This is a genomic window from Burkholderia sp. L27(2015) (assembly GCF_009765705.1).
Taxonomy (GTDB): Bacteria; Pseudomonadota; Gammaproteobacteria; order Burkholderiales; family Burkholderiaceae; genus LMUX01.
Genome location: NZ_LMUX01000021.1, coordinates 14,561 through 27,518, shown reverse-complemented (window position 1 = coordinate 27,518; position 12,958 = coordinate 14,561). Strand labels below are relative to the sequence as shown.

The following is a 12,958-nucleotide window of genomic DNA, read 5'->3' as shown; positions in this document are numbered from 1 at the left end:
GTCTTTGGCACGGATCGAAGCGACCTCGTGATACGCGTTGAAGATTTCGCCCTCATCCAGGCCCAGCGATTCGACGATGTACTGATAAGCATGGGTATGAATCGCTTCCTCGAACGCCTGGCGCAGCAAATACTGCCGGCATTCAGGCGCCGTAATGTGGCGATACGTACCCAGCACAATATTATTGGCGGCCAGCGAGTCGGCGGTTACGAAGAAGCCGAGATTGCGCTTGACCAGGCGACGCTCGTCTTCGGTCAGACCATTCGGGTCTTTCCAGAGCGCGATATCGCGCGACATATTCACTTCCTGCGGCATCCAGTGGTTTGCGCAACCCGCCAGATATTTTTCCCAGGCCCATTTGTACTTGAACGGCACCAACTGATTAACGTCGGTCTGGCCGTTGATGATGCGCTTGTCGGCAACGTTGACTCGCGCTTCGGAAGCCACCGGCATCAAAGCAGCGTTCGCAGGTGCCACTGCAACATCGTTCGCGAAAACAGCTTGCGCGAGCGAAAGTTGCGGCGCGCTGTCGAGTACGTTTTCGACCGACTGAGTGGGCAAACCTGTAGTCAAACTCGTCGCAGAATTCAGCGCCAAATTCGTCGAGTGGCGAGCAGTTTGATTCTGCCCGTTACTCGAAGGTACTACCGCAGTCGTCTCGTCATCCCAGCTAAGCATAAATTTTCACCTTCATTCAAATCGGTTTGTACCATCTTTTCACGAGCCGCAAAAGCTGAACACGTGAAAATTCTATATTTGCCTCATGCAGTGCAACGTTCATACAACACTCGTGCACGCTACTGCTCAATTCATCGCAACTCGACGTGTGATCGATGTGCGATTCAAACTCGCATCATTCACTCAAAATCGCATGTTCGAGAGACGCCGATTTCGCACATCGCTGCACTTGAATATCGACGTCGAATTTCTTCGGCGTGGAATTTTTCAGCGCGCTAACTTCGTCGCGTACAAGCTCGCTGACTGCCTACGAATCGTCTTCTGACCGCGAATTCTGCGGCGCCCGAATCGGCGCTCGCGCAGCGCTTGCCGAACGCACTGTTTACACTATTCATGGTAGTCCATTAACGACATAGACACAATATATAGTGTGCGCATTGCGATCGGTGAGAACCCGAGTTCACCATCGCCTTAACGTCGTTCGCGACGTTGTCGAATCCAAATGTCGAGATCCCTAACAATTCGACGCGCGTTCGCCGGTAAACGTTCAAACGCGCTTGCGAAACGCGATCTGCAAAAGTGCAGCGCACAAAAAAAAACGGGCGCTCACATTGTGTGTGGGCGCCCGTCGTCACCTTCTACTCTTCGCTGGTCGATACGCGCGATCGCTGCACGCCGTCTTTCACCTCAAACTTTGCCGACCGTACTCGCCGACTTTGTCCAACCGCGATGCCCGACGTCTATCGACTCGCTGATTTGAGTCGCCTCGTCTAACTCACTGAGCTAACTCACCGACTTAACTCAGTCGCCTGATCCAGCGATCCGCCCAACTTACTGACACGCTTCGCATTCGTCGAAACCGGCGTCACCGGGGCGCATCACGCACACCGGGCCGTCCGCTTCCACCGCTGCGCTCGCGGCGATCGGCGCCCCTGCCGCCGATGAAGCCGCCGCACCACCCGCCGCCATGACGTCGCCCGTGCTGCCACCCGAGGACACCGAGTTCAGCGAGCCGCGCGCCACCGTCGATTTTTCGACGTGGGTGGCCGCCATCGTGCGCAGATAGTACGTGGTCTTCAAACCGCGCAACCAAGCCAGACGATAGGTCTCGTCGAGCTTTTTGCCCGAAGCGCCTGCCATATAGATATTGAGCGACTGTGCCTGGTCGATCCACTTCTGGCGACGCGACGCCGCTTCGACCAGCCAGGTAGCGTCCACTTCGAAGGCGGTCGCGTAGAGCGCGCGCAGGTCGGCCGGGATGCGATCGATGCGTGCCAGCGTGCCGTCAAAGTACTTCAAGTCGGCCACCATCACTTCGTCCCACAGACCGCGCGCCTTCAAGTCGCGCACCAAATGCTGGTTGACGACGGTAAATTCGCCCGACAGGTTCGATTTGACGTACAGGTTCTGATAGGTCGGCTCGATACAGGCGGATACCCCGATGATGTTCGAGATGGTGGCGGTCGGCGCGATCGCCACGCAATTCGAGTTGCGCATGCCGTGCTCGCCGATCCGGGCGCGCAGGCTGTCCCAGTCCATCGAGACCGACATGTCGACCTCCACATACCCGCCGCGTGCGTCCGCCAGCAGCTTGAGCGAATCCTGCGGGAGGATGCCGCGATCCCACAGCGAGCCGCGGTAGCTCGAATAGCGGCCACGCTCTTCAGCCAATTCGGTCGAGGCCCAGTACGCGTAATAGCACACCGCTTCCATCGAGCGATCGGCAAACGCGACCGCCGCTTCCGACGCGTACGGCACGCGCAGCATATGCAGGCAATCCTGGAAGCCCATGATGCCCAAACCCACCGGGCGATGCTTGAGGTTCGAATTGCGCGCCTTCGCTACGGCGTAATAGTTGATGTCGATCACGTTATCGAGCATCCGCATCGCGGTGTGGATGGTGCGTTTGAGCTTCTCGTGGTCGAGCGCCAAGCTGCCGTCGGCCAGCGTCTTCATGTGCGCCACCAGGTTCACCGAACCCAGGTTACACACGGCAATTTCGGTATCGCTGGTGTTCAGCGTGATTTCGGTGCACAGGTTCGACGAATGGACCACGCCCACGTGCTGCTGGGGCGAGCGAATGTTGCACGGATCCTTGAAGGTGATCCACGGGTGGCCGGTTTCGAACAGCATGCCCAGCATCTTGCGCCACAGTTGCGCAGCCGGAATCGTCTTGAACAGCTTAAGCTCGCCGCGCGCCGCTTTTTCTTCATAGGCGACGTAGGCTTGCTCGAATTCTTTGCCGAACTTGTCGTGTAGGTCCGGGCAATTGGCCGGCGAGAACAGCGTCCAGTCGCCGCCTTCGGTCACGCGCTTCATGAACAGGTCGGGAATCCAGTTCGACGTATTCATGTCATGGGTGCGGCGACGGTCGTCACCGGTGTTTTTACGCAGCTCCAGGAACTCTTCGATATCGAGGTGCCAGGTTTCCAGGTACGCACATACGGCGCCCTTGCGCTTGCCGCCCTGATTCACGGCCACAGCCGTATCGTTGACGACCTTCAGGAAAGGCACCACGCCTTGCGACTTGCCGTTGGTCCCCTTGATATGAGAGCCCAGAGCGCGCACACGCGTCCAGTCGTTGCCCAGGCCACCGGCGAACTTCGACAGTAGCGCGTTTTCTTTCAGTGCCTCGTAAATGCCGTCCAGATCGTCGGCAACGGTCGTCAGATAGCACGACGATAATTGCGAGCGGCGGGTACCTGAATTGAACAGCGTCGGCGTCGAGCTCATGAAATCGAAGCTGGACAGTATCTGGTAAAACTCGATGGCGCGCGCTTCGCGGTCAACTTCGTTGAGCGACAAGCCCATTGCAACGCGCATGAAAAATGCCTGCGGCATCTCCAGACGCACGCCATCGTGGTGCAGGAAATAGCGGTCATACAGGGTTTGCAGGCCGAGATAATCGAATTGCAGATCGCGGTCCGCCTCAAGGGCAGCGCCCAGACGCTTGAGGTCGAATTGCGCGAGCTTTTCGTCCAGCAGTTCGGCTTCGATGCCGCGTTTGATGTATTGCGGGAAATACTCGACATAACGCTCGGCCATTTCCGTTTGCAACACCTCTTCACCCAGAATTTCGCGACGGATCGTGTGCATCAGGATGCGCGAGGTGACCTGGCTGTACGCCGGGTCGTTTTCGATCATGGTGCGCGAAGCTAGAATGGCCGAATCGTAGACTTGCGACAACGGTACGCCGTCGTAAAGATTCTTGACCGTTTCCGCCAGGATCGGCTCGGCGTTCACGGCGCTGCCCAAATTGGCGCATGCCGATTCGATCACGGTGCGTAGCGCGTGCATATCGAGCGGACGGGTCACGCCGCCATCGATCACGTTCAGGCCGCTATGGTTCGCCGGCACGTCGGCCACTTGCGCGCGTTCCTGCGAGCGCTTCTCGCGATACAGCACGTAAGCACGCGCGACGTTGTGTTCACCGGCGCGCATTAATGCCAGTTCAACCTGATCCTGGATATCTTCGATGTGGAAGGTGCCGCCATTGGGCCGGCTGCGCACCAGGGCACGCACGACGCTTTGCGTCATTTGCTCGACCAACTCGCGCACGCGTGCCGAAGCCGCACCCTGCCCGCCGTTGACGGCGAGAAACGCCTTGGTGACGGCAATCGCGATCTTGGACGGCTCAAACGGCACCACCGAGCCATTGCGGCGTATCACCTTGTAGTCGACGTATACCGATTGCGAGGCTCCCGCCTGGCTGTCGGCCTCGGCGAGTCGGGCGGAGGGATTGCCCGGATTCTGGGTGGATACGGTTTCGGTCGTTTGCATGTGCAAGCTCCTGGTCGGTCTTTTGGATAAGCGGAAAAACGGCACTTGTATTTATTGCGAAAGCCCATGCCGTGAAAGAGGTCGGCATGGGCCTGATCGGGTCGGTATTTCCGGTATTACAGAGTTCGGGACACTGCCTCGGCGAACGTACGCGGATTCGTGTCTCGCTCCAAATACCACAATATGTAGTGGTTTTTTGCGTTGTTGATACTAAGTATAGTGGAGTTTCGAGACGATAAAAACTGAATTATTTTTTCTGTACCGCTTGACAGCGTGAGCGGCGCCGCTGCGCTTGGAAGGCCGCCGGTTCGGACTTTGCGCGGGCGTGCAGAGTGCCAGATCTACGTTGCGTCTGAATGACGATAGGGAAAATACCGATCTGTAAGACCACTTTCCCTCTGTACGCGTTGCCAGTCAAAATACGGCCCGGGATCGGTCTTGCGCCCGGGAGCGATATCTTCATGCCCCGCCACCGCCTCGACCGGATAGCGACGGCATAGACTCGCCACCAGAACGGCAAGCTGCGCGTACTGCGGTGGCTCGAACGCGCAGTCGTCGCTGCCCTCCAATTCGATGCCGATCGAAAAATCGTTGCAGCGCGTGCGCCCGGCGTGTGTGGAGGCCCCCGCATGCCAGGCACGCTGGTTGCATCCGACGAACTGTTGCACAGCGCCATCGCGGCGGATCAGGAAATGCGACGAAACCCGCACGCCTCGAATCTGCGCGTAAAACGGGTGGGCATCGAAATCGAGCCGATTGAGAAAAAAGTCCGCGATCGCCGTACCGCCCCAGACGCCGGGCGGCAGACTAATGTTGTGGATCACGATCAAGCTGGGCGCCTGGTCTTGCGCCGGACGTTCGTCAAAATTGGGCGATGGCAGAAGGACCACCGAGTTCAGGCCATCGCCGATACCCTCACGCTTGCATGCACTCAGCCAGCCATGCACGTCAATTTCATACGGCTCGTTCATAGGCGGGTCTAGTCGGGAGCGCTGCGTTTGGAGCTGCGCTTGAAGCTGAATTTGGCGCTCGATTCAGCGATCAGCTCAGGCGGCACGTGAGGCGAACTGACGAGCGTGCTCAGCACAGCAGAAATATTGAGCCCCCTCGCGCAGCGCCTCGCTCACGGGAATATACGTGGCGCACTGAGCACAGCACGCCATCGGCTCCACGGCCTCCTGTGCCCCGGACCGATCCAGGTTCGGCGCCTGGAATTGCCGCGCAGCCTGAGGCCCTTGATGCCCGGCGTTCGGCCAAGGCGGCGTGCCGCCAGGTTGTCCGGTCCGTTCATAGAGATGCGCGCGCAAACGCTCGGCGAGCATGCGCGAATTTTTACGCCACCACCAGTTGATCAGCAGAATCAGGCCAATCCAGAAAAGAATCCGTTGCATAAGTCAGGCAATCGCCCTGTGCAGTAAAACTTCGAGAACAAACCGACTGCCAACATAAGCCAGCAGCAATGAGACGAACGACGCCAGCACCCAACGCAGCGCAGCGCGCCCGCGCCAGCCATACAACTGGCGACCGATCAGCAAACCACCGAACATCAGCCACGACAGCACCGCAAAAACGGTCTTGTGATCGAAGGAAAACGCGCGGTGCAGCAACTGCTCGCTAAATAGTACGCCCGAGATCAGGGTCAGCGTGAGCAGAATAAAACCCGCCCTGATCAAGCGGAACAATAATTTTTCCAAGGTCAACAACGGCGGCAGGCTATCGAGCCAGTTACCCAGCCAGCCGCGCTTGGTGCGCACACCGGCCCCCATCGCGTTGAGTCGCCGCCCAACAAGCAGCATCAGAAACGCATGCAAGGCCGCCAGGGCCAGCAACCCATAAGACAAATTGGCGATCAGGAAGTGCAACTTGAAGAGCGGATCCGCCGCGTAGGGCAGTACGCGCACGCCGCCGAATATCAATGGCATCAACGTGGCTATACACGCGAACGGCAACGCGATAAGGCTCAGGCTTTCGAGCGGGAAGAAAAAGCTTTCTATCCAATAGATGCCCACACTCAGCCACAACATCGCCGACAGCGCGAATGCAAACCCGAACATCATGCGGTCCGGCGGGAAGATCGTCAGGTGCAGCAGCACGCCATGTGCGACCAAGGCGAAAAACAGCAAGGCCGGCTTGATGGAACCGATCGATCCACCGATCAAGCCACGGCCGCCGGACACGCCGGCCGCGTCGAGCGCCAGCAGCGGGGTTCTCAAACGGGTGTGCCAAGCCAGCGCGGCGGCACCCGCGTACAGAAGCGCAGTAAAGGCATACAGTACAATATCCATATTGCAAGTTTACACTAGCCTCGCCTGAGCGCGGGGTTGCAGTATTGATAGGAATAAGCCGCCCCACTATGCTCGATAACCTTACTCAACGGATGGCTCGCGTCGTCAAGACGCTGCGCGGCGAAGCCCGCCTGACCGAAGCCAACACCCAGGAAATGCTGCGCGAAGTGCGCCTCGCGCTACTCGAGGCCGACGTGGCCTTGCCCGTGGTGCGCGATTTCATCGCGAAAGTCAAAGAAAAAGCCCTGGGCGAGGACGTGGTCGGCAGCCTGAGCCCGGGTCAGGCGCTGGTTGGCGTCGTGCAGCGCGAACTCACCGCCGTGATTGGCGGCGATTACGACGGTAAAGCCGCCGAATTGCATCTCGCCGTCACGCCTCCCGCAGTGATCCTGATGGCCGGTCTGCAAGGGGCGGGTAAAACCACCACGGTCGGCAAGCTGGCTAAGCTGCTGCGCGAAAAGCACAAGAAAAAGGTGCTGACGGTATCGTGCGACGTTTATCGCCCGGCCGCGATCGCGCAGTTGAAACTGGTGACCGAGCAGGTCGGCGCCGATTTCTTTCCGTCAGAGCCGAACCAGGCACCTGTGGAGATCGCTCGGGCGGCCGTGGATTGGGCGAAACGGCATTATCACGATGTCTTGATCGTCGACACCGCGGGCCGTCTCGGTATCGACGCGGCGATGATGGAGGAAATTGCCGCGCTGCATGCGACCCTCAAGCCCGCCGAAACCTTGTTCGTGGTCGACGCGATGCTCGGCCAGGACGCGGTGAATACCGCCAAGGCCTTTAACGACGCCCTGCCCCTGACCGGCGTGGTGCTGACCAAACTCGACGGCGATTCACGCGGTGGCGCGGCCCTTTCAGTGCGCCACGTCACGGGGCGCCCGATCAAGTTTGTCGGTGTCGGCGAAAAGCTCGACGGCCTCGAAGTCTTTTATCCGGACCGCATGGCCAACCGGATTCTCGGCATGGGCGACATCCTCGCCCTAGTCGAAGAAGCGCAGCGTGGCGTGGACGTCGAAGCGGCGCAAAAACTGGCCAGCAAGGTCAAGAAAGGCGGCGATTTCGATCTCGAGGATTTCCGCGCTCAACTCACGCAAATGAAAGGCATGGGCGGTCTGTCGTCGCTGATGGACAAACTGCCCGCGCAGTTTCAACAGGCGGCAGGCAAGGCCGATATGGGCCAGGCCGAGAAGCAGATGCGCCGCATGGAAGGCATCATCAATTCGATGACCCCGAACGAGCGCGCCAAGCCCGACCAGATCAAGGCGAGCCGCAAACGCCGCATTGCCGCGGGCGCCGGTGTGCAGGTGCAGGAGGTCAACCGGATGCTGGCGCAATTCGACCAGATGCGCACCATGATGAAAAAGCTCAAGGGCAACAATCTCGCCAAGATGATGCGGGGAATGAAAGGTATGATGCCCGGCATGCGCTAAATCGAGCAGATTCACACCGAGAGACTTTTATGCATCCAGCCCTGAATCGCGAACAAGCCGAGATTATTTTTCAGCGCTCTGAAGAAATTGTCTCGTCCGTTGATATCGAAACCGCCGTGGCTCGTATGGCCGGTGAGATCAAACAAGCCGTGGGCGATGAATTCCCGTTGGTGCTGTCCGTGATGGGCGGCGCCGCGGTATTTACCGGGATGCTGTTGCCGCGACTCGATTTTCCGCTGGAGTTCGACTATATCCACCTGACCCGCTACCGGAACATGACGCAGGGCGGCGAGATGCAGTGGCGCGTGTCGCCGGCCGAATCGGTCAAGGACCGCGTGGTGCTCGTGCTCGACGATATTCTCGACGGCGGCCAGACGATGGCGGCCATGCGTGACCGTATTCTTGAAATGGGAGCGCGGCGCTTTCTCAGTGCGGTGCTTTGCGAAAAAGATCCGACGCCGGGTAGCGTCGACGTCAAGCCCCTGCAGCCGGACTTCTGCGGCTGCGTGGTGCCGAATCGCTATGTGTTCGGTTGCGGCATGGACGCGCAAGGTTATTGGCGTAACCTGCCGGCGATCCGCGCGCTGACAGCGGAGATTTAGCCGCTGATTGAGTTAGGCTCGTTGGCGAAAAAAAAGCGGCCGAGGCCGCTTTTTTTATCTCGGTATGTGCAAGTCAGATTTCGTGGACGAACGTCTTGATGCCCGCGAGCACCATTTCCACCGAAATCGCCACCAATACCAGCCCCATCAACCGTTCGAACGCCATGACCGTGCGCTCGCCCAGTAGCTGCTCAATGCGCTCGGCCATCGTCAGCACAAGCGCACAGATCGCCATCGTTACCGTCAAAGCGCCGATCCATTCCATCGTTTGCCCCGGCGCCTGCGACGTCAGCAGCATCACGGTTGCCAGCGCCGACGGGCCGGCGAGCCCGGGAATAGCCAGCGGCACGATCAAGGGCTCCCCGAGCGGCACGGTCGGCGCACCGACAATATCGGGCCGCGGGAAAATCATCCGGATCGCGATCAGGAACAGCACGATGCCCCCGCCGATTTTCAGCGACACGGGCGTGAGGCTCATCATGTGCAAGAACCGGTCGCCCACCAGCATGAACACCAGCAAGATGACGAATGCGATCGCGACCTCGCGCAGGATCACCACGACCCGGCGCTCGGGCGCGACGGGCTTCAAGGCACTGATAAAGACCGGGATGTTGCCGAACGGATCAGTAATCAGCACCAGCAGGATGGTCGCCGAAGCGAAGGTGTAGCCCACCGTGCCCCCTACTTGGCCAGCACGGTGCGAATCCGCTCGATCACGATGCCGCCGGCTTCGGCCACCGGCAGCAAGGTCGCTTGTTCGTCGCGGCGCGATTGATACTCGAGCTTGCCTTCCTTCAAGCCCCGCTCGCCGATCACCAGGCGATGAGGCACGCCGATCAGTTCCCAATCGGCAAACATCACACCCGGCCGCTCGCCGCGGTCATCGAGTATCACGTCGATGCCGGCCGCCACCAATTCGCTATAGAGCAGATCGGTCTGCGCTCGCACGCTTTCGCTACGGTCATAGCCCATGGGGCACAACACCACTTCGAACGGCGCGATCGACTCGGGCCAGATAATGCCGCGCGCGTCGAAATTCTGCTCGATCGCCGCGCCCAATATACGGGTGATCCCGATGCCGTAGCAGCCCATTTGCATCGGTTGCGGCTTGCCACCTTCGTCCAGATACGTCGCACCCATGGAGTCCGAATAACGCGTCCCTAGCTGGAACACGTGGCCGACTTCAATGCCGCGGCAAATCTCGAGCGAACCCTGACCGTCAGGCGAGGGATCGCCATTGATCACGTTGCGCAAGTCGGCCACCACCGGTTCGGGCACATCGCGCCCCCAGTTCACACCGGTGTAGTGATAGTCGACTTCGTTCGCGCCGCACACGAAATCGCTCATATTCGCCACCGTGGTGTCAACGATGACCGAAACCGGCTTTTTGGTGCCGATCGGCCCAAGATAACCCGGTGGCGTGCCGAACCATTCGACAATTTCCGCCTCGCTGGCGAAACGGAAATCGGCCATGCCCGCTAGCTTGCTGGTCTTGATTTCGTTCAGGCTATGGTCGCCGCGCAATAACAGCAGATAGATCTTCGGTTCACCCTTGGCCTGATCGACTGCCAGCACCAGCGATTTAACCGTGCGTGCGAGCGGCAGACTCAGGAAGTCGGCGACATCCTCACACTTGGCTTTGCCCGGCGTCGCGGTCTTTTCAAGAGCCTGCACCGCTGCGGCCCGCTCGGCGATCAGCGGCAAGGCTTCTGCGGCCTCAATGTTGGCGGCGTAGTCCGAGGTCGGACAGTAGGCGATCGCGTCCTCACCGGTATCGGCGATCACGTGAAATTCGTGCGAGCCCGAACCGCCGATCGACCCGTTGTCGGCTGCGACCGCGCGAAACGCCAGACCCAGGCGCGAAAAAATACGCGTATAGGCGTCGTACATTTTCTGATACGAGAGTTTCAGGCCGTCCACGTCGCGATCGAAGGAATAGGCATCCTTCATGATGAATTCGCGGCCACGCATCACGCCGAACCGGGGACGAATCTCATCGCGAAATTTCGTCTGGATTTGGTAAAAATTGACCGGCAATTGCCGATAGCTGCGGATTTCCTTACGCGCGATATCGGTAATAACTTCTTCGTGGGTCGGGCCAATCACAAAGTCGCGAGCGTGCCGGTCTTTCATACGCAGTAATTCCGGACCATATTTAATCCAGCGTCCCGACTCTTCCCACAACTCAGCCGGCTGTACCGCCGGCATTAGCAACTCGATCGCCGCGGCACGGTTCATTTCTTCACGAACGATGGTTTCGACTTTGCGCACCGAGCGCAGCCCGATAGGCAGATAGCTGTAAATACCGCCCGCGACCCGGCGGATCATGCCGGCGCGGATCATCAGTTGGTGGCTGACGATTTCCGCCTCAGCCGGGGCTTCTTTAAGGGTGCCGATAAAAAAACGAGAAGCTTTCATTCAATGTTTTCCGAAAACGAAGGTGCATGCCTCGGGAATACCCTTGTCACGCACTGGAATCGAGCCTAGCGCCCGTCAAACGGTGCGCTACGCTCATTATCTGTTTATAATCAAAGCAATTTTAAAGGATTCGAAGGTGGTTGTATGCTCGATCGTGAAGGCTTTCGCCCGAACGTCGGCATCATCCTCTTGAACGCGCGCAATGATGTGTTTTGGGGCAAGCGGCTGCGTGAACATTCCTGGCAGTTTCCGCAGGGGGGCATCAAGTTTGGCGAAACCCCCATGCAAGCGATGTATCGGGAGTTGCACGAGGAAGTCGGACTAAAACCCGAGCATGTCAAAGTGATCGGCCGCACGCGCGACTGGTTGCGTTACGAGGTACCGGATAAGTTTATCAAACGGGAAGTACGCGGTCATTATCGCGGCCAGAAGCAAATCTGGTTTTTGTTGCGCATGGTTGGGCGCGACTGCGACATTTGCCTGCGCGCTACTGATCATCCGGAATTTGATGCCTGGCGCTGGAACCATTATTGGGTACCACTCGATGCGGTGATTGAGTTCAAGCGCGACGTGTATCAGCTCGCGCTCACGGAATTGTCGCGCTTTCTGCGGCGGGCGATCCCACGTCAGGATGAACCGTGCGGCGAATCGGCTGTGGTCGGCGACAACGCCGTGGCGACCGACGCCGCCAGCTCGACGGGCTCAACAGACTTGGCGGTCCCAACCGCAGCTGCAACAGCCGCCGCCGAAGGATGCCAGGACGCAGAGGTGCAAGCTGCCGATGATTCATGCGGCGATGATTCATGCGACGATGACTCAAGCGACGATCCCGACGCCGTCCTTCACCCCGACGACCATTCAGCACAAGTGAAGTGACAGCAGCACGCTATACTTCTGCGCTTGAATCCTGCACTTGAATCGCACGCTTGAATCCAGATCTCTCCCGCTCAGGACATAATTTGAAGCTCTTATCCCGCCTCTCGCCGCGCTCATGGATGCAACGCGGCCAGCCGCAACATCTTGTCTGTGTTATTGCCGCCGTCGCAGCGATCGCGCTGAGCGCTTGTTCCAGCAGTCCGCCCAAGCCGGAGGATGTCGGCCCGCAAGCCGCCGATCCTACCGCCCAGCCGCCCGATGTGCTGCCCCCGCCATCGAAGCCCAAGCCCACCGACGACAGCCTGCTGGGCGACTTGTTCGATACCACTTCGAACTGGACAGAGCTGCAGGTCAGCTCGCTACCGGCATTGCCGCAGCCCGGCAATCTGTTGCCGTTCGATGTCTCGCTGTATTCGCAGTTGACCTATAGCGTGGACGGTAAATCGCTATCGGTCGGCTCGGACGGCGTCGTGCGCATGACGGTAGTGATCACCAGCCCGCAGGGTGCACATAACATTTACTACGAGGGCGTGCGCTGCGCGACCTTCGAATGGCGTTTGTATGCGGCGGCCAACGAGAACATGACGGCATGGGATCGCGGCGTGGAGAACGGGTGGGCCCGGATGCCACGCGGAGGGCTCAACGGTTACCAGGCCGCGCTCGCCACCGATTATTTATGCGAGAACAAATCGCCGAAAGACCAGTCTGCCTCGGTCGTCGTGAATAACATCAAATACCATCGGGCCGGTTCGATCACGCCTCACTAGGCGCGACTCGCTCAAGCCTCACTAGGCTCGGCACGCACGATGCGGCCTGGTGCGACCGGCCGGCTATGCCGGTCATCGCTTGCTTGGGTTGCGGCGTCACCGCCGGGCTTGGCTAG

At 59.2% G+C, this 12,958-nt stretch carries 10 protein-coding genes and 1 pseudogene; 4 read left to right on the top strand and 7 right to left on the bottom strand.

Annotation, left to right across the window (positions count from 1 at the left end; genetic code table 11):
• From GSQ77_RS29595 to ccsA, 5 genes are all read right to left on the bottom strand, one after another.
• A partial coding sequence (locus GSQ77_RS29595) for a ribonucleotide-diphosphate reductase subunit beta (RefSeq protein ID WP_254067696.1) occupies positions 1-678 on the bottom strand: 678 nt, incomplete at its 3' end.
• Positions 679-1,509: 831 nt separating this feature from the next.
• Positions 1,510-4,458 carry a ribonucleoside-diphosphate reductase subunit alpha gene (locus GSQ77_RS18570; RefSeq protein WP_158904265.1) on the bottom strand — a complete coding sequence of 983 codons (2,949 nt, stop codon included), beginning with the start codon at positions 4,456-4,458 and terminating at the stop codon, positions 1,510-1,512.
• 341 nt (positions 4,459-4,799) lie between these two features.
• A complete protein-coding gene (gene ampD, locus GSQ77_RS18565) occupies positions 4,800-5,429 on the bottom strand; it encodes a 1,6-anhydro-N-acetylmuramyl-L-alanine amidase AmpD (RefSeq protein WP_158904264.1) in 630 nt (209 codons plus the stop codon).
• Between the two features lie 75 nt (positions 5,430-5,504).
• Positions 5,505-5,849: a PP0621 family protein gene (locus GSQ77_RS18560; RefSeq protein WP_158904263.1), complete on the bottom strand. Its 345-nt coding sequence runs from the start codon at positions 5,847-5,849 to the stop codon at positions 5,505-5,507.
• A 3-nt stretch (positions 5,850-5,852) separates the two neighbouring features.
• Positions 5,853-6,743 (bottom strand): inner membrane protein YpjD, encoded by an 891-nt coding sequence (gene ccsA, locus GSQ77_RS18555; protein WP_158904262.1) that lies wholly within the window; start codon positions 6,741-6,743, stop codon positions 5,853-5,855.
• Positions 6,744-6,811: 68 nt separating this feature from the next.
• Between ccsA and ffh the strand changes: the two genes are divergently transcribed.
• Both ffh and GSQ77_RS18545 read left to right on the top strand, forming a co-directional pair.
• A complete protein-coding gene (gene ffh, locus GSQ77_RS18550; protein WP_158904261.1) occupies positions 6,812-8,179 on the top strand; it encodes a signal recognition particle protein in 1,368 nt (455 codons plus the stop codon).
• Positions 8,180-8,220: 41 nt separating this feature from the next.
• On the top strand, positions 8,221-8,781 hold the full coding sequence (locus GSQ77_RS18545; protein ID WP_158906325.1) for a hypoxanthine-guanine phosphoribosyltransferase: 561 nt from the start codon (positions 8,221-8,223) through the stop codon (positions 8,779-8,781).
• 73 nt (positions 8,782-8,854) lie between these two features.
• Here the strand turns inward: GSQ77_RS18545 and GSQ77_RS18540 are convergent, their stop codons facing one another.
• Complete coding sequence (locus GSQ77_RS18540; RefSeq protein WP_158904260.1) at positions 8,855-9,454, bottom strand: MarC family protein; 600 nt, start codon at positions 9,452-9,454, stop codon at positions 8,855-8,857.
• A gap of 8 nt (positions 9,455-9,462) precedes the next feature.
• Positions 9,463-11,199, bottom strand: coding sequence for a proline--tRNA ligase (locus GSQ77_RS18535; protein ID WP_158904259.1), 1,737 nt, complete (start codon positions 11,197-11,199; stop codon positions 9,463-9,465).
• A gap of 144 nt (positions 11,200-11,343) precedes the next feature.
• Here GSQ77_RS18535 and GSQ77_RS18530 point away from each other — a divergent pair.
• A pseudogene (locus GSQ77_RS18530) lies at positions 11,344-11,814 on the top strand (RNA pyrophosphohydrolase); the annotation flags it as partial.
• Positions 11,815-12,158: 344 nt separating this feature from the next.
• Entirely contained in the window at positions 12,159-12,842 is a 684-nt protein-coding gene (locus GSQ77_RS18525; RefSeq protein ID WP_158904258.1) for a CNP1-like family protein, read from the top strand.
• Positions 12,843-12,958 lie beyond the last annotated feature (116 nt).